The sequence below is a fragment of the Labrys sp. 22185 genome (assembly GCF_052045555.1).
GTDB lineage: Bacteria > Pseudomonadota > Alphaproteobacteria > Rhizobiales > Labraceae > Labrys > Labrys neptuniae.
Genome location: NZ_JBQEPH010000003.1, coordinates 261,087 through 278,430 on the forward strand (window position 1 = coordinate 261,087; position 17,344 = coordinate 278,430).

Here is a 17,344-nt window from a genome sequence, read left to right on the forward strand (position 1 = left end):
CTTCAGGAACACACTCGGCCCGTATCACTGATACGGGCCGAGAAATGTCTTCTGCTCAAATTCACCAGAAGAGTGAAATAATACCTTATTCAACTCTTATAATAGCGATAGGTGATTAAAGTCTGGACCGAAAGAAAAGTTAATACAGAAACGATATAGATATATTTTGCAGCAGGGAGAATGGCGTTAATGATCTGATCGCTCATATTGCCTCACAGATAGGTTTTCGCTCCAACAGAAACGCAGATTCCTGTAAATTCAAAGAGCGAATTTGAAAGTAATCCTGCAATTCAGATAGTGGCACCCGCATCGCTAGATTGAAGAAAAGCACAAGCCTGCCCTTGTCTTCGGCCATCATCGATCGGACGCTACATTCCTTATCGCCGTTGTTTTGATAATAGCCGGCACCTGCCTCACAAGTTTGTCCGGAAGCAGGTTGTTTTGTAAGAAAGTGTCACAGGCCCAGATTGAAACCAGAGCGAGTACGGGCCCCGGGCTTTTGCCGGTTTCAGGGAACAAGCAGCGTCTGAAACGAATCCTGGCCCGGGCCATGCCGGACGGTGAAGGCAATGGCGATGCCGCCAACGGATCCAGCCCTGCCAAGCGTCCCTGCGGGGGGCTCTCAACGGTATCCAAATGTCACAGGGGGCGCCGTTACACGCTTTTCGACAAATCTCCGCCCTGGCGGCGAAGTCCCGCGACAAAGGATGCTTACGCTCACGCCCTGCAACCGGAGGCAAGGCCATGACATCCTTTGCTGGTTTTTCCACGCGATCGAAAATCGTCGACGATGAAGTGCCTTTCGTCGGCGACCCCGCCTATGAGACGCTGGATGGCCCCGCTGCCATCGCCTATCGCCGCGCCGGCGGCGTGTTTTTCGATATCCTCGTCATCGCTTCGATTCCCGCGATCATCGCCTTGAACCTGCTGGTCTCGCCAGCCCCTCATGCCAAAGACACGACAGGTTTCACGTCGGTCGCCGCAATCACCGCCTCATCGCCACCGACGACAAAGCCGCGCCCAATCAGTCTGCCATCGACTGAGGCGGCAAGCGCTCCATGCGCCCTTGCGATTTGAAGGGACGTCGTCAAATTGCAGGGCACCTTGACGGCCGCAAGACAAGCCTATCCGGTCGGTCGAAAGGGCTGGCAATGCCGCTCATGCCTTGAGTCCCCGCAGGGGTGCCATCAGAGGCGGCTACGGCCTTGGCGTCACGCCCGGGCCTGGGCAGTGCGGCCGGTGACGAGCGGCAGACCGATCACCGCCCGCAACCCCTTGGCCTGATTGAAGAGCCGGATGTCGCCGCCATGATGGCGGGCAATGGCGCGGGCGATCGAGAGGCCAAGACCGACCCCGCCTGTCTCACGGTTGCGCGAGTGCTCGAGGCGGAAGAAGGGGGCGAACACCTGGTCGCCGACATTCTCCGGAATACCTGGCCCATCATCTTCGATGACGATGTCGATACTCTCGGCCGTGCGCGCGAGCGTAACCCTGGCACGCTCGCCATAGCGCACGGCGTTTTCGACCAGATTGCGGACGGCGCGGCGCAGCGCATCGGGACGGCAGCGATAGCTGATCTTCGGGCCGTCAAGGAAGGCAACGTTCTGGCCGATATCGACCAGATCATCGCACAGACTCTCCACCAGCGCTGAAAGATCGACCGTGCGGGTGGTCTCGGCCGTTGCCTGTTCGCGCGCGAAAGCCAGCGCCGATTCCGTCATGGTCTGGATCTCTGCAATGGTCTTGAGCATCTTGTCCTGGATCTCCGGGTCCGAAACGAACTCAGCCCGAAGGCGCAGGGAAGTCAGCGGGGTGCGCAAATCGTGTCCGATGGCCGCGAGCATGCGGGTGCGGTCTTCGACGAAGCGCTGCAGCCGGGCCTGCATGCGGTTGAAGGCCTCGGCGGTCTGCCGGATGTCGTCAGGCCCGGATTCCGGCAGGGGCGGCACGGCCTCGCCGCGCCCGAGCAGTTCGGCCGCGGTAGCCAGGCGGCGCATCGGCCGGGCTATGCTGCGTGCCACCCATATGGCGATGACCGAAAGCACCAGGGCGGTGATGCCGAGCGAGAGGGTCGATTGCGAGGTCCAGAAGGCGTTGTGATAATTCTTGGCATAGGCCGCATTAAGCCACATGCCCCGGTCCAGCTGGACGGCCAGACCCATGCCGATCGCGGTGTTGAGATATTGAAACTTCGCGGGACGGGCAAGCAGCCAGGACTGCGGCGCGATCTCCACCCAGCGGGCAGGTTCGCTGGCGAAGGCGGCGCCGGTTGGTATTTCCGGTACGGCCGCCACCGGCGGGCCGCCGTACGGCTTGGGATGGACGGGCACCTTGCCGGGCGGGAGTGGCTGGTGAAGGCGCATCCAGGCGTCCTTGGCCCAGGCCGTCGCATCGACCGGTTCCCGGTCGGACAGCCAGAAGCGCGAATAGATCGTGCCGCTGACGGCGAGAATGTCGTCATGCACCGCATCCGGCGTCGCATTCAACGACAGAGCGAGCGAAGCCGCACGGCTGAAGAACTCCCCCTTGGCCGCCGCGCGCATGGCCTGGCCGCGCTCGTCCCAGGAAACGCAGAAACCTATGCCCTGCGAGACCGCCAGCGCCAGCAGCATGAATGTGATGATCTGCGCAGCCAGGCTGCGCCGCCACAAGGCCATCATGCCTGCTCGACCTCCGCGGTGAAGCTGTAGCCGCCGCCCCAATGGGTCTTGATGAGCATGGGGTTTTTCGGATCGAACTCGATCTTCTTGCGCAGACGGCTGACCTGGTTGTCGATGCTGCGGTCGAAGGTGTCGGCGGCCCGCCCGACCGTGAGGTCGAGCAATTGATCGCGGCTCAACACCAGGCCGGCATGGTCGAGGAAGGCCGTCAGCAGCCGGAACTCGGCTGTGCTGAGGGGGATGGCGACACCGTCCGAGCCGGCAAGCTCGCGGCGGCCGACATTGAGTTGCCAGCGGTCGAAGCGCAGCGTCTTGGCCTTCACCGCACCGCGCTGCGGCGGCAGGCTGTTGACCCGTCGCAGCACCGCCTTGATCCGCGCCAGCAATTCGCGCGGATTGAACGGCTTGGTGAGATAGTCGTCCGCCCCCATTTCGAGGCCGATGATCCTGTCGGTGTCATCGACCATGGCGGTGAGGAAAATGATCGGCACCACCGTGGTGCTGCGCAGATGGCGGCAGACGCTCAGGCCATCCTCGCCCGGCATCATCACGTCGAGGATGATGAGGTCGGGCGCGTTGCGCTCGAGCAGCCGCCGCAACGCCGCCGCATTCTCGGCCACGCTGACACGATAGCCATGCTGGGTGAGGTATTTGCCGACGAGGTCGCGAATGTCACGGTGGTCGTCGACCACCGCGATATGGGGCACCGATTCCATGCATGACACTCCGACCTAGGGCGACCAGGGCAAAGCAGGCTCTTCGCACCATGCCCACCGCCGTCTCTTCCACGTTCTATTGTAATGGCGTCGCAGCGGGCTGGGTAGACCGGCTGTCGGGACAAACCGGCCTGAACTGTATCCAATTGTATCCTGCGGATATCGCGCCATAGCTTGCGACATTTTTCCTGTGACCGGCGTAATCCTGCAGATCCTGCTGCTTTGACTAGGAAGCCTCGATCGCGGCCGAGACGGGTTTTCGACGAGCTCCCCCTTCAAGCATGCGGCACAGCACATAGAAGACCGGCGTGCAGACGAGGCCGAAGGCCGTGACGCCGATCATGCCGAAGAAGACGGCCGTGCCCAGCGACTGCCGCATCTCGGCGCCGGCACCGCTGGCCAGGAACAGCGGCAGCACGCCGAGAATGAAGGCGAGCGAGGTCATCAGGATCGGTCGCAGGCGGATGCGGGCACCCTGCACCACCGCTTCGACACGGCCGAGCCCCTCCGCTTCGGCCTGGCGAGCGAATTCGACGATGAGGATGGCATTCTTGGCCGCCAGCCCGATCAGGATGACGAAGCCGATCTGGGCCAGGATGTTGACGTCCATGGCAAAGATCAGCAATCCGCTCACCGCCGACAGCAGGCATACGGGCACGATCAGCAGGACGGCGAGCGGCAGCGTCCAGCTCTCATACTGCGCCGCCAGCAGGAGAAACACGAAGACGACGGAGGCACCGAAGATCAGAAGGCCGGTATTGCCGGCAAGCCGCTCCTGCAGGGCCACTTCGGTCCATTCGAAGCCGAAGCCTTCGGGCAGGTTGTCGCGCGCGATCTGCTCCATACGGTCGAGGGCAGCGCCGGTCGAGGACCCCGCCGCCGCAGCCCCCTGTATCTCGGCCGCCGGATACTGGTTGAAGCGCGGAATGCGATAGGGGCCGGACTTCTCCTGGAAGGTCGCCACCGCGCTCAACGGCACCATGGCGCCCCCATCGCCGCGCATCTTGAAATTGCCGATCGAGGCAAGATCCGTGCGGTAGCGCCCGTCGGCCTGGGCCCGCACCTGGAAGGTTCGCCCGAGCATGTTGAAATCGTTGACATAGGCCGAACCCAGATAGACTTCGAGCGCTTCGAAGACGCTTGCGGCGGGCACCCCCAGCATCTGCGCCTTGATGCGATCGACATCGGCATAGACCCGCGGGGTCGCCGTGTTGAACGGCGAGAAGGCATTGGCAATCCCGGGGGCTTGCGCGGCAGCGGCCAGCACCTGCTGGGCCGCCGCCTCCAGCGCCTGGGGCGACTGGCCGTTGCGGTCCTGCACCATCAGCTTGAAGCCGCCGGCATTGCCCATCCCACGTACCGAGGGCGGCTTGATCGGAATGATGCGCGCTTCGTAGAGATCGGCGAAACGCGCTTGCAGCGAGGCGATGATCCGGTCGGTGGTCAGCCCCTGGCGCTCGCGTTCGGCGTAAGGCTTCAGGATGGTGAAGGCGACGCCACTGCTGGAGGCGTTGGTGAAGGTGGCGCCGTCCAGCCCGGCAATGGCCACGACATTTGCCACCCCTTCAGTGGCGAGGAGCCGGCGCGAGACCTCCTTCATCACCGCATCGGTCCGGCTCAGGGCCGAGCCCGGCGGCAGCTGCACGGCATTGATGATGTAGCCCTGGTCCATCACCGGGATGAAGCCGGTGGGTGCGCGGGCAAATTGCCAGCCGGAGAGACCGACCAGGCCGGCATAGGCGACGAGGACGAGAACGCTGACACGCAGGAGCCGCCTTGTCATGCTGCCATAGGCAATGGAGAGGCGGTCGAAGCCACGGTTGAAGAGACCGAAGAAGCCATGGATCAGGCGCATCGGCAGGAAGCCCCGGCGCTTCTGCCCTTCGGCCGCATGCGGCTTCAGCAGCAGCGCGCACAGAGCCGGACTGAGCGTCAGCGAAACGAAGGCGGAAATGGCCGTGGCCGCCGCGACGACGACGGCGAATTGCCGGAAGAACTGCCCCGAAATGCCCGACATCATGGCGGCGGGCACGAAGACGGCGCACAGGACCAGGGTGATGGCGATCAGGGCGCCGCCGATCTCGTCCATGGAGCGGTGGGCGGCCTCTCGCGCCGAAAGGCCGGCGGCCAGATGGCGCTCGACATTCTCGACGACGACGATGGCGTCATCGACCACGATGCCGATGGCAAGCACCAGGCCCAGCAGGGAGATATTGTTGAGGGAGTAGCCCAGCGCCGCCATGACGGCAAAGGTGCCGACCAGGGATATCGGGATCGCCAGGACGGGAATGATGGCGGCGCGCCAGGTTTGCAGGAAGAGAAGCACCACCAGCACGACCAGGCCGATGGCCTCGAAAATCGTCTTGTAGACTTCGCGAACCGACTCCGCGACGAACTCTGTGGGATTGAAGGGAATGGCGTAGCTCAGGCCATCAGGCATCTCCGCACCGAGACGCGTCATGGTCGCCGTCACGCGCGCGGCCGTCTCGATGGCGTTGGACCCGGGCTGCTGGAATATCTGGATCGGCTGGGCCGGCTGCCCGTTGAGATAGGCGGTGCCACGAAAGCTCTGCGCCGTCAGCTCGACGCGGGCGACATCACGGATGCGGATGACGCGTCCTTCGGCATCGGTGCGGATGACGACGTTTTCGAATTGCTCCTTGTCGGTCAATCGCCCGAGCGTTTCGACATTGAGTTCGAAGGCCCCCTGGCGCGGCACCGGCGACAGGTTCATCACCCCCGCCGAGACCTGGACATTCTGCGCCCGCAGGGCCGCTACCACCTCCCCCGCCGAAAGATTGTGCGCCGAGACCTTGTCCGGATCGAGCCACACGACCATGGCGTAATCGCGGGACGCCGCAAGACGGACATCGCCGACGCCGTCCAGGCGCAGCAAGGCATCGCGGATACGTAGCGTGGCATAATTGGCCATGTAGAGGGGATCGCGCGACCCGTCCGGGGAGAAGAGCTGCACGACCATTAAAAGGTCCGGTGAGGTCTTGCGCACGGTGACGCCGAGGCGACGGACCTCCTCGGGCAGACGAGGCTCTGCCACCGCCACGCGGTTCTGCACCAGCACTTGAGCCTCGTTCAGGTCGGTGCCGAGCTGGAAGGTCACGGTGAGGGTCAGCTGGCCGTCACCGGTGGCCTGCGAGGACATGTAGAGCATGTTCTCGACACCGTTGATTTCCTGCTCGAGCGGCACGGCGACCGTATCGCCCACAGTCTCGGCCGACGCGCCGGGATATTGGGCCTGGACCACGACCGTCGGCGGGGCAATCTCAGGATATTGCGCCAGAGGCAGGGTGAAATAGGCAGCCACGCCGATGATCACGACGAGAACGGACATGACCGTCGCCAGGATCGGGCGATCGATCGAAAGATGGGCGATGCGCATCGTCTACTCCGCGAGGCCGGCCGTCTGCGTGGTGATGCTGCCCGGTTGGGGCGCGACCTTCTGGCCGGGCCGGGCCCGCAGCAGGCCGTTGACGACGATGCGATCGTCCGGGCCGAGCCCGCTGGTCACCACCCTCAACCCATCCGGCCGGCTGGGACCAAGACCGACCGTCGCGGCCTGCAGTGTGCTGTCGGCTCCCAGCTTGAGCACGATGCGGCTTGCCTGGTCGGTGAGGACGGCCGTCTCCGGGATCAGCAAGGCCGGATAGTCGCCGGAGGCGGCCATGCGAACCCGGCCGAACTGGCCGGGAGTAATGGCAAGGCCCGGATTGGCGAGCGTGGCGCGGGCGCGGATGGTGCCGGCGCCCGGCTCCAGCCGATTGTCGACGAAACTGAGGACGCCGTCATTGGACCAACCTGTCTCGCCATCCGGCCGAGCCTGCACGGCAACACCCTTGTCGCGCATGGACGGCATGGCTCCCGCCTTCATGGCGCGCTCATGGCGCAGGAAGTCCCGTTCGCTCATGTCGAAAACGAAGTCGATCGGATCGAGCGCCACGATGGTGGTGAGAACCGTGCCACTATCGGAGACGAGGCTGCCGACATCGAGCCGGCGATTGGAAACCCGCCCGGCAATCGGGGCACGGATCGTCGCAAATTCGAGATCCAGTTCGGCCCGTCGCAAGGTGGCCTGCGCCGTCTCGATCGCAGCATCGGCCGCCGCCTTTTGCTGCAGGCGCTGATCGAGCGTGGAACGCGAGACGGCCGCCGTGCCGGCGAGCTGGCGGGCCCGCTCCAGTTCCTGACCGGCCAGATCCGCCTGTGCCCCCGCGCTCTTGAGCTGGGCCTTGGCCATGTCGAGCGAGGCCTGATAGGTACGCTGATCGATGACGAAGAGCACACGGCCTTTTTCGACCAATTGTCCGTCCTCGAAATTGATGGCGTCGAGATAGCCCGGCACCCGCGCCCTGATTTCGACCATGGCGCTGGCCTGGAAGCGGCCTGCGAATTCCTGCGTATCGACGACGCGCATCTGCAGGGGTTGGGACACGACGACCGAGGGTGCAGGACGGATGGGCGCCGGCGTCACCGCCGCCCGTGCCTGAAAGAGAGTCCACCCCGCAGCCGTCATGCCAGCGAGGATTGCCAGGCCGGCCAGCCCCATGATTGCCTTTGCGTTTTTCAAGTCCGTGCTCCGCGCCATGCGTCTATCAGCGTTCCGCCTGTCGTCGGAGCGCCCTTGTCGCGGGTCAGACTGATCGAGGCCTGTCTCGAAAGTGTGCCGTTGGAAGGCGCAGTTTGTCGAAGGATGTACCGACTTTGCTGCATCGCACAATTTGCGACAAAGCCGATATCTTTTGTCCCAGGATTATACGGCGGCGCCTTTCGAGCCGGAGTCACGGATATTCGAAGTAATTCTCCACTTAAAAATTTTGCAAATATGAATTTTTTCTGAAATTATTGCAGATAATACCAATTTATATAAGAAAAATCCCCAAACATTATTGTGTATAATTGAAATTATTCATTTATTATGGGGATTTTATACATTAAATTTAAATCCTTAAACTTCCATACCGTACCGATAAACCATCATCGCCGATACGATGGAAGAGCTTTAACGTGTGCATCTCCGGGATAAAGTGTAAAAGGTCATGGATAGCCATAACTGATGGAATTTTCGCCACTGCGGCACCTTGTAAAAATCCAGGCACCATCTAAGCTAACCTATCGCTAGACTAGATATAAATTTGCCGAATGCGTTCAGCCGCAGTGTTTCCGAGGTTTGAGAAATTCGGATTGAGGGGATGACATCAGCACCTGGAAGATGGGGCCGACACCTCCGCCGGTATGACCGGACCGGATGGGAATTCATTGTGCAAGCCCTATGACCCACCCGCCTCAAGTGTCCGATCTCCGAGCGAGGATGCAGTGTAGAGCGAAAGGGTAGCACGTTGTTCTGCAGGTCATGTCCTGATTGCGCTGCCTATTCGGATTGCATGTGAGTCTTGTTTGTTTTCGGGATTGCACAACGTCATGATCACCAGGCGAATTCTTTTTCTAGCAGCACCTGCTCTTGCCGTATCGCCCGTTGTGGCAGCAACCCAGCCCGACGAGTCTCTCGCAACAACGCCGTTGGTCGGGGATGTCGAAGAGATTGTCGCGCGCAAATCGCTGGTCGTCGCCATGCCCGGCTTCGCATCGCCGCCCTTCTTTGGGGGGAGCAGCGACACGCTGCAGGGCATCGATGCCGACACCAGCCAGCAGCTTGCCGACGCCCTCGGCGTCAAGCTGGTCCTCGACCGCAGTTCCCCCACTTTCGATGGCGCGGTTGCGCTGATCGAGCAGGGCCGCGCCGACATCGTCGTCGCCAAGCTGAGCCGTACCCTCAGTCGCGCGCGAAACATCAGCTATTCGCGTCCCTATGCCCAGCTCAGCCATGCCCTGATCATCAATCGGGTCCGCTTCGCGATCCTTGCCAATGGGCGGCAACCCGAGGAAGTCGTACGTGCATTCGACGGCGAACTGGGCGTGATCGCCGGATCATCATTCGAATATTATGCGCGAAACAATTTCACCAAGGCGAAGGTACGGACTTTCCTCACCTGGCAGGAATTGGTCGCAGCAGTGCGGGACGGCCATGTGGACGCGGCCTATCGCGACGATCTGGAAATCAAGCGCCTGCTGCACGAGGACCCGTCGCTCACCATCGTGGCGCGATCCGTTACCCTGACCGATCTGACCGACACCATTGCGATCGGCGTGCGCCGCGGTTCTCCCCACCTCCTGGAATTCGTCAATCTGTTCCTCGAGCTGTCGGGGCGCGACAAGCCCATGACGGCCGACGAACTGGTGAACCGCTATTTGCGCAAGGCCTGACCCCATGAGCTCCGTGTCCGTTCCAAGCGAGCACAAATCGGCCACCTGGAATGCGGGCCTGCGGCGCATCTCCCAATCGCCCTGGACTGTGATCGCGTCGGTGGTGCTCGGGGCCCTCTGCGGCGCCTACTTGCCGGATTTCGCCAAGTCCCTCGCGCCGATCAGCGACGCCTACCTCAATCTGCTGAAGATGGTCGTCCTGCCCTTGATCGTGTCGGCGACGGTTTTCGCGATCAAATCGATGACCCGGGATCCGCAAACGGCCGCTTACCTTTCCAAGGTCGTCATGGCGATCGCATTGGTATCCGTGGCAGCCGTCGCCATCACGGGAGCCGTGACATTGGTGCTGCAGCCGGGGGTGATCACCGACGTCCAGGATCGCATCGAACTCGGCACCGTGCTCAACAACCGGGGAACCATCGGCACGGATTTGCAGATGACGCTGGCGCCACCCAGCCAGCCCCCCACGAACGAGGGCGTGTTCTCAGGTCTGCTGGAGCTGATCCCCAGCAACATCTTCAACTCGCTGTCGGTCGGCAACACCATGCAGGTGCTGGTCTTCTGCATATTGTTCGGCATCGGCATCGGCCGGGTGCCCGCCGCCACCTCCCTCAGCTTCGCCAACGCCCTCGAGACGGTCTACCGTGCCTGCCTGATCATGACGGGATGGTTCAATGTCCTGCTGCCTCTCGCCTCCTTCGCGATCATCGCCAGCCAGACAGCGTTGACCGGCGTCGAGCCGCTGATGCTGATGGTCGGCTTCATCGCCACCTTTGCCATCGCAACCGGCATCATCATGGTGCTGTCGCTGCTCTTGGTGTGGTTTCGCAGCGGCGAGAGCCTGTGGGCGACCTTCAAGGCCCATCAGCCCCTGTTCATGATCGCCATCGCGACCCGCTCCAGCACGGCGAGCATCCCCTGGATCATCAGCCTCGTCGGCGAGCGCCTGCGCTTCAACCGCATCGTCGTGGAGATGCTGGTGCCGCTTCACGTCACCATGCTGCGTGCCGGGCCGATCATGCTGTTCGTGTGCGGCTCGCTGTTCATTGCGCAGCTCTATGGCCGTTCGCTCAGCATGAACGACTATGTCTATATCGCCGGCGCCTCGATCCTGGTGGGCATGACTACGGCCGGAATGAGCGGCGCGGTCACGCTGTCGCAGATGGCGATCCTGTGCGCGCACCTGAACCTGCCCTTCGAAGCACCCTTCGTGCTGTTTCTCACCATCGACGCGCTGACCGACACCATGCGAACGCTGACCGTCGTATCGACGATCGCCGCGGCGACAGCCGCGATCGCGCCCAAGGACTCGGCCCAGCATCCGGTCGATGAGAGCGAGGGGTTCGCGCTCAACGTTCCCAAGGCGGAAGCAGCGGCATGACCGGCCAGCTCCTGCGACCGCGTCTCGGTGTGGTCGGCGGTCTTGGCCCGCTTGCCACCGCGGATTTCTATCGCAAGACCATCGACGCGGTTCCAGCCGAGACCGATGCCGACCATATCTCCATGGCAATCCTGAGCGTGCCGCAGATACCGGACCGTTCAGGAGCCATCCGCGAGGGCAGCGACAAGCCTCTTCCCTGGCTGATCGAGGCGATCGACATGCTCAACAGCCTCGATGTCGAGATCATCGCGATCGCCTGCAATACGGCCCATCACTGGTACGATGCCCTGTCTGCGGCCTCCAGGGCCGAGATCATTCACATCGCGGACGCGGCCATCGGCGAATTGCATCGCCGCTACAAGGGGAACCGGGCAGCCGTGATGGCAACGCGAGGGACCCTGCATTCGGGTTTCTACCAGAAACGTCTGCGGGAAGCGGGCTTCGATTGCCGCAACCCGATCGGGCCGGCCTTCCAGCGCGCCGTCGACGATGCAATCCTGCAGGTCAAGCTCGGTAAGCTGAGGCAGGCGCGACTTGCCTGTGCGGCGGCTTTCGAGCTCTGCAGGCAAGACGGCTCCGAAGCGGCCATTCTCGCCTGCACCGAGCTTCCCATCGCGGCAGAAGAGGTGGTGCCGGAGGGCATGCCGGTGATCGACGCATCGCTGGCCCTCGCCTTGACCTGCATTCAACGACTTCGCGATCCCGATCGCCGGCGCAATATCGCCATGTGAGGTGCCCGGATGTCTGAGGGTTCCGCCGAAGGCCCCAGGCCACAAAGGCTCTGTCAGCGCAGGCCGCGCCCCGCGGGATGGTCGAGCGTGATTTCCAGGCTGGCCCATCCGTCTCAACCGAGGAAGTACAGCATATGTCCACCCGCTACGCCAAGATCGTCATGTGCCTCTGCCTTGCGGCCTTCGCCTTTCTCGTGACCTTCGGCAACATCACCGACTATGGCTCGAACTACGAATTCGTAAAGCATGTCCTGTCCATGGACAGCACGTTTCCGGGCAATAGTTTGATGTATAGGTCGATCAGCAGCCCGATCCTGTGGAATGCTTCCTACATTCTAATCATAGCCGGCGAAGCAATTACCTGCGTTTTGTACTTATTTGCCAGCGCTGCGCTCTGGAAAGCCCGTCACGCGCCGGCAAGAAGCTTCCATGCTGCCAAGAACCATGTCGTCATGGCCTCCACGATCGGGTTTCTCGTCTGGTTCTTCGGCTTCATGGTGATCGGCGGGGAGTGGTTTGCCATGTGGCAGTCTTCGACCTGGAATGGCCAGAATCCCGCCTTCCGGTTCTATGTCACCATTCTCCTCGTGCTGATCTTCATCATGCAGCCCGACGAGGATCTCGAACGCCCGACGGCGTAACGGGGTATCCGCGGGCCCAAGGTCACCGCGATGAACACGATGAGGCTCGACAAAAGGCGAGAAGCAGCTATGGTTGTATCGTACAACTAAATTGGACGCTTCGCCATGTCCGGCTCCCCGCCTATCATCGAACTGGTGCGCGAGGCTTCTCGGCAACTCGTCCGCGAACTCGGCTTCATGCACGAGTCTCTGGCCGGAACGGACCTGTCGCCCTCCGCCGTCCACGCCCTGATCGAAATCGAAAAGCATGAGGGCATCACAGCCCGGACGCTCAGCGCAATCCTTCGCCTGGAAAAGTCCAGTGTCAGCCGCATGCTGCGCAAGCTCATCCTCTCCGGCGACGTCCTGGAAGAGCCGGGGGAGCAGGATGCCCGGGAAAGAAGGCTCTCCTTGACTGCGGCTGGCCGAAACCGGGTTACGGCCATTCACGCCTTCGCCCGGGAGCAGGTCGTATCTGCCTTGGATCGTCTGTCTCCCGACCAATGCAATGTCGTCCTGGACGGCCTTCGCCTCTACGCCGGGTCCCTCGCCGCAGATGGGCCCGACCCCGCGCCGCCGCTTCGCATCGCCTCCGGCTATCGACCTGGACTGATAGCCCGCATCACTGAAATGCACGCGCTTCACTACGCGGATGCGTCCGGTTTCGGCCAGGCTTTCGAATCCGTCGTCGCCGGTGGTCTGGCCGCTTTCTGCGATCGTCTCGACAGGCCCGCCAACAATATCTGGAGCGCTATCCATGGCGACAGGATCATCGGCTCCATCGCCATCGACGGCGAGGACCTTGGATCCGGCATCGCGCATCTGCGCTGGTTCATCGTGGAAGGGTCGGTTCGTGGCGGCGGTACCGGCCGTCGATTGCTCTCGACCGCGCTCGATTTCGTGGACCGGAATCGGTTCGAGGAGACCCATCTATGGACCTTTGCCGGCCTGGCGGCGGCGCGGCACCTCTATGAAAGACATGGCTTCGTCTGCGTCGAAGAGCGCCCCGGCCGGCAATGGGGCAGCGAAGTATTGGAGCAGCGCTTCATGAGGCCCCGCCCATGACGTCCGCTCTGGCACCGCCCCCCACCCTCTCGGACCTTGCCGGTCCCGCTCCGATCCACATGCCGGCTGAACGGCTTGACGGGCGCACCTGCCTCGTCCTCGGTGCGACCAGCGGCATCGGTCGTGCCACCGCCCTTCGCATGGCCCGGGAAGGCGCCGCCATCGTCGTGATCGCCGGCCGCCGGCAGACGCTTGGCGCCAGACTCGAAGAAGAACTGCAGCGCTCAGGGGCGAGGAGCCTGTTCATCCCTGCCGATGTCACGCAGGAAGGCGATCTTGCCAGGCTGATGGAACAGACGATGCAACGGTTCGGCCGCCTTGATGCCGTCTTCAACAACGCTGGTTTCCAGGAGAGACGAGCGCCGCTGGCGGAACAAACCGACGGCGTCTACGCACAGGTATTCGATACCAATGTACGGGCCATGTTCCATGCCATGCGACATGAAATCCCCGCGCTCCTGGCCTCGGGTGGCGGGACGATCGTCAACAACACCAGCGTCAGCGGCCTCCGAAACCCCAATCCCGGTCTGGCGCTCTACGGGGCTTCCAAGGCGGCCGCCATTGCGCTGACGCGCGCCGCGGCCATGGAATATGCCTCCAAGGGCATTCGGATAAACGCCATCGCGCCGGGCCGGGTCGTCACGGACATGATGCTGTCCTCGGGCATCGCGGACATGCGGAGTGTCGCAGCGGGACTGCCGCTCCGCCGCATGGGGCATCCGGAGGAAATCGCGGCAGCGGTCGTCTGGCTGCTTTCAGGCGAGGCGAGCTATATTGTCGGCCATGTGCTCGGTGCGGATGGTGGTTTCCTGGCCGGCTGAGAAGGGCCCGACCTTCCAGGGCGTGCCGCGACTTTTGATGAGGTTACTGAGTGCTGATCGCCCATTTGTCGGATCCCCACCTGCGGGAAAAAGGCCATCTCTATCAGGGACTGGTGGATTCCAATGCCATGTTCGACCTGGCGATGGAAACGCTCGAGGCGCTCAGGCCGGAACCGGACATCGTGATCATCGGCGGCGATCTGGTCGATGAAGCATCCGAGGCCGAATATGAGACCGCCCGGCACGCGCTCTCCAGGTTGCGTCAACCGGTTTTCGCCATTCCTGGAAACCACGACGAGCGGGAAGCCTTCAGGACCTGTCTTCGTGAAACCGCAAGCCTGACGGCGCCCGGCCCCCTCCATTTCGATACGGGCACGCGATGGCCGGTGCGTGTGATCGGCTTCGACATCACCGTACCCGGCCAGCATCACGGCGACATCGATGACGCTGCGCTCCTGTGGCTCGAACAGACACTGTCTGAATACCCGGACCAGCCGACCGTCATCCTGATGCACCAGCCCCCGATCGACATCGGCATCCATTTCATCGACGCCTATAAATGCCTTCGTGGCGAGCGGCTTGCCGAGTTCTTGCTTCGTCACGGCCATATCGAACGCGTCCTGTGCGGGCATGTTCATCGTTTCACGCAGGCGCGGTTCGCCGGAACCATGCTCATGACCGCGCCGAGCACCGCTACCTCCATTGCCCTCCGCCTTGCGGCGGATTCCATACCGGCCTCTTATGTCGAGCCACCGGCCTTCCTGTTGCATCATTGGCGGCCCGGGCATGGCTTGCTGACCCACTGGGTGCCGATCGGAAACTTCCCGGGACCGCTGCCTTTCTTCTGAGCGCAAGTCTTCCGAACGCAAGTCTTCCGAGCATAAGCCGGATCGGGCCGGTTCGCGAAGCCGATGGGCATTCGCACCCGAATGCGCTTCGATCAGTCATTTCCAACGTAGGAAACCCGCTCCTGGGCCACGCGGGCCTGCTGTTCCCCAGGCAGCGTCGAAAAGGCCAGATCGACGAGCGCCCGCCCATGCGGAAGATCCCACGAAAACCACGGACCGGACGGCATCACCACGGGCGACAGCCCCGTCGACGAGGCAATATAGCCGGGCATGGCCCGAAACCCGGATGGTATCGCCGCCAGGCTGGTCTCCTTGCCGTCGGAAAGGTCATACACCGTCGATGATGTTCCGGCGCTCGCAAGCACGAAACGCCCCGTCGGATCGAAGGAGGCGTCCATCACCATGCCCTTGGCGGACAAGACCTTCTTCTTGGAACGAATATCCCAGACCATGAAGTCGGCCTGTCCGCTGAAGCCATTGTCGGGCATGAGCGTGAGAGCGACGTAACGCCCCGCGGGGTCATAGCTCAAATGTGTCACCGACTTCGCGGAAACCCGATCGATCAGCGTCAACTGATGCTCTTTCAGATCATAGGTCGCAATCACCGGCCGTTCGGGCTGCTGGCTCGATGAGAGCAGCAGGAGCAGCTTGTCGTCACCGATATACTTCACCGCCGGAGACTGGGCGACGTCCGCAACGGGCGCGAACGCGGCACCGTCGAAGGCTTCGACGACATTGCCCGTGCGGGCATCGAGGATCTGAAGAATCTTCTTGTCGGTTGCGGTTACATAAAAGAAGCGCCCATCGGGACTGAAGCCGACATCGAAGACCCATTTGCGCTGGCCGAGCAGGCCGCCGGCGGCCTCATGCGCAACCACGGTTTCGAAACGCTTGACGCCCGTGGCCATATCCCATCCGGCAACCGTTCCATTGCCGAAGCTCAAAAGGAGGGTGCCGTCAGGACTGAACCTGGCGCCATGGGCCTCGTTTGCGGGATATTCCGCCACCGGGCGCAGCAGAACCTGACGTGACTGGGACCAGAGCTCCAGGCTCGAGGCACCGTTCTCGAGCAGGCGAAACACTGCGACCTGGTCACCGTTGATGTCGCCAAGGGGCAAGCCGTTCACCGGCAGTTTCGACATGCTGGCATGCATGGCGGAGAAGACGGCGAGATAGGCATCCGGAAATGCCCTGAGCGTCGCCTCGCTGGGCTCGGCCGGCAATCCCTTCAAGGCGGCAGCCAGCGCGGCTTGCCGGCCCTCATGCGTCCATAGGAGCTTCAGCGACAGGTTCGCCCAGTTTTGCGACACCGCCTGGGCCTCGGCCAAAGTCTGCTCGCCGTCGAGCTTGAGCTCGCGGGTGAGCGAGGACTTCATCCAGGGAGTCTGGGCCCATGTCGTCTGCTCGCCCACGGCGTTCGTCACCTCGCTCATCACCCGCTGGATCGAATAGCCCGGCGAAAGGACCCTGTGAATGAAAGCATCCGTAAAGGGGCTGAGATCGCCGTCGCCGTCCACGGCGACCGAATTGGGCGAGGTCGAATAGGCCACCATCAGGCCGCGGGCCTGCGGCGCAGCGGGCTTCGGGACGGGCGCCTTGCTTGCCACGATCTGGATGCCGCGGCCGGTGGATACCGACAGGCCTTCCCGGCCCCTGGGCGCCAGCGGATTGTTTCGGCAAGCGTCGAGGAACACGAGTGTCGCGGCGGCCCGACGCTGGATCTCCTCGACGATCGGCTGCACGGGCACAAAGCCCGTCTTGAGGTTTCCCGCCCCCGCATTGACAGCAACGAGATAATTCTCGTCATCGACCTGGATGCCGTGGCCCGAATAATAGAACAGGCCGATCGCTGCCTGCGACATCCGGGCGCTGGCGCGCGTCAGGCAGGCCTGCAATTGCCGGTCCGAGGCATCCGTGACGAGGAGGACCTCGAAGCCGAGCCTGCTCAACGTCGCGGCGACCGCGGCGGCATCGTTGGCGGGGTTGGCGAGCGCCGGCAGGCCATGCCGATAGGCCGCATTGCCCACGATCAGCGCCACGCGCTTGTCGCCGCTGTCGCGGCCCGCCGGAATCTCACGGCAAACGCCGGCCTGGGGCATGGCGGCGTGTGCCTCCGCGATGACGCCGAATTGGAGCGGGATCCATACAAGCAGGCACAAGCGGATGAGCAGGTTGGGCATTTTCTGCAGTCGATCGATCAGATGAGGCCCCCGACGTTCTATAGCC

The 17,344-nt window shown here is 62.7% G+C and carries 13 protein-coding genes; 8 read left to right on the forward strand and 5 right to left on the reverse strand.

The genetic code is table 11. The features are described from left to right. Nucleotides 1–744 precede the first annotated feature (744 nt). Nucleotides 745–1,077 carry a hypothetical protein gene (locus tag ACTJKX_RS08650; RefSeq protein WP_440725007.1) on the forward strand — a complete coding sequence of 111 codons (333 nt, stop codon included), beginning with the start codon at nt 745–747 and terminating at the stop codon, nt 1,075–1,077. 134 nt (nt 1,078–1,211) lie between these two features. On the opposite strand, the gene ACTJKX_RS08655 is transcribed toward ACTJKX_RS08650, so the two are convergent. From ACTJKX_RS08655 to ACTJKX_RS08670, 4 genes are all read right to left on the reverse strand, one after another. Further along, nucleotides 1,212–2,660, reverse strand: a complete 1,449-nt coding sequence (locus ACTJKX_RS08655) for an ATP-binding protein (protein WP_440725008.1) — start codon at nt 2,658–2,660, stop codon at nt 1,212–1,214. Further along, a complete protein-coding gene (locus ACTJKX_RS08660; RefSeq protein ID WP_311936725.1) occupies nt 2,657–3,376 on the reverse strand; it encodes a response regulator in 720 nt (239 codons plus the stop codon). The genes ACTJKX_RS08655 and ACTJKX_RS08660 overlap by 4 nt, the downstream gene beginning before the upstream one ends. A 226-nt stretch (nt 3,377–3,602) precedes the next feature. Further along, nucleotides 3,603–6,773, reverse strand: coding sequence for an efflux RND transporter permease subunit (locus tag ACTJKX_RS08665; protein WP_440725009.1), 3,171 nt, complete (start codon nt 6,771–6,773; stop codon nt 3,603–3,605). A gap of 3 nt (nt 6,774–6,776) precedes the next feature. Further along, entirely contained in the window at nt 6,777–7,958 is a 1,182-nt protein-coding gene (locus tag ACTJKX_RS08670; protein ID WP_440725010.1) for an efflux RND transporter periplasmic adaptor subunit, read from the reverse strand. Between the two features lie 851 nt (nt 7,959–8,809). On the opposite strand from ACTJKX_RS08670, the gene ACTJKX_RS08675 reads away from it, so the two are divergent. The 7 genes from ACTJKX_RS08675 (at nt 8,810) to ACTJKX_RS08705 (ending at nt 15,118) form a co-directional block, all read left to right on the forward strand. Further along, a complete protein-coding gene (locus ACTJKX_RS08675; RefSeq protein ID WP_440725011.1) occupies nt 8,810–9,652 on the forward strand; it encodes a substrate-binding periplasmic protein in 843 nt (280 codons plus the stop codon). 4 nt (nt 9,653–9,656) lie between these two features. Then, nucleotides 9,657–11,033 (forward strand): dicarboxylate/amino acid:cation symporter, encoded by a 1,377-nt coding sequence (locus tag ACTJKX_RS08680; protein WP_440725012.1) that lies wholly within the window; start codon nt 9,657–9,659, stop codon nt 11,031–11,033. Continuing rightward, a complete protein-coding gene (locus ACTJKX_RS08685) occupies nt 11,030–11,764 on the forward strand; it encodes an aspartate/glutamate racemase family protein (protein WP_440725013.1) in 735 nt (244 codons plus the stop codon). The genes ACTJKX_RS08680 and ACTJKX_RS08685 overlap by 4 nt, the downstream gene beginning before the upstream one ends. Nucleotides 11,765–11,898: 134 nt before the next feature. Then, nucleotides 11,899–12,405, forward strand: a complete 507-nt coding sequence (locus tag ACTJKX_RS08690; RefSeq protein ID WP_440725014.1) for a DUF2165 family protein — start codon at nt 11,899–11,901, stop codon at nt 12,403–12,405. A 105-nt stretch (nt 12,406–12,510) separates the two neighbouring features. After that, nucleotides 12,511–13,449 carry a bifunctional helix-turn-helix transcriptional regulator/GNAT family N-acetyltransferase gene (locus ACTJKX_RS08695; protein ID WP_440725015.1) on the forward strand — a complete coding sequence of 313 codons (939 nt, stop codon included), beginning with the start codon at nt 12,511–12,513 and terminating at the stop codon, nt 13,447–13,449. Nucleotides 13,450–13,508: 59 nt separating this feature from the next. Next, nucleotides 13,509–14,270, forward strand: coding sequence for an SDR family NAD(P)-dependent oxidoreductase (locus tag ACTJKX_RS08700; RefSeq protein ID WP_440725159.1), 762 nt, complete (start codon nt 13,509–13,511; stop codon nt 14,268–14,270). A gap of 50 nt (nt 14,271–14,320) precedes the next feature. Then, nucleotides 14,321–15,118, forward strand: a complete 798-nt coding sequence (locus ACTJKX_RS08705) for a phosphodiesterase (protein WP_440725016.1) — start codon at nt 14,321–14,323, stop codon at nt 15,116–15,118. Between the two features lie 92 nt (nt 15,119–15,210). On the opposite strand, the gene ACTJKX_RS08710 is transcribed toward ACTJKX_RS08705, so the two are convergent. Further along, the gene (locus ACTJKX_RS08710) at nt 15,211–17,298 is read right to left on the reverse strand and encodes a caspase family protein (protein WP_440725017.1); all 2,088 of its coding nucleotides are present in this window, start codon (nt 17,296–17,298) and stop codon (nt 15,211–15,213) included. Nucleotides 17,299–17,344: the final 46 nt, after the last annotated feature.

Excerpts from the sequence above, each read along its gene's own strand:
- ACTJKX_RS08685 (WP_440725013.1), top strand. The coding sequence starts at position 11,030 with ATGACCGGCCAGCTCCTGCGACCGCGTCTCGGTGTGGTCGGCGGTCTT.
- ACTJKX_RS08655 (WP_440725008.1), bottom strand. The coding sequence starts at position 2,660 with ATGATGGCCTTGTGGCGGCGCAGCCTGGCTGCGCAGATCATCACATTC.
- ACTJKX_RS08650 (WP_440725007.1), top strand. The coding sequence starts at position 745 with ATGACATCCTTTGCTGGTTTTTCCACGCGATCGAAAATCGTCGACGAT.
- ACTJKX_RS08700 (WP_440725159.1), top strand. The coding sequence starts at position 13,509 with ATGCCGGCTGAACGGCTTGACGGGCGCACCTGCCTCGTCCTCGGTGCG.
- ACTJKX_RS08675 (WP_440725011.1), top strand. The coding sequence starts at position 8,810 with ATGATCACCAGGCGAATTCTTTTTCTAGCAGCACCTGCTCTTGCCGTA.
- ACTJKX_RS08665 (WP_440725009.1), bottom strand. The coding sequence starts at position 6,773 with ATGCGCATCGCCCATCTTTCGATCGATCGCCCGATCCTGGCGACGGTC.
- ACTJKX_RS08690 (WP_440725014.1), top strand. The coding sequence starts at position 11,899 with ATGTCCACCCGCTACGCCAAGATCGTCATGTGCCTCTGCCTTGCGGCC.
- ACTJKX_RS08660 (WP_311936725.1), bottom strand. The coding sequence starts at position 3,376 with ATGGAATCGGTGCCCCATATCGCGGTGGTCGACGACCACCGTGACATT.
- ACTJKX_RS08710 (WP_440725017.1), bottom strand. The coding sequence starts at position 17,298 with ATGCCCAACCTGCTCATCCGCTTGTGCCTGCTTGTATGGATCCCGCTC.
- ACTJKX_RS08680 (WP_440725012.1), top strand. The coding sequence starts at position 9,657 with ATGAGCTCCGTGTCCGTTCCAAGCGAGCACAAATCGGCCACCTGGAAT.
- ACTJKX_RS08695 (WP_440725015.1), top strand. The coding sequence starts at position 12,511 with ATGTCCGGCTCCCCGCCTATCATCGAACTGGTGCGCGAGGCTTCTCGG.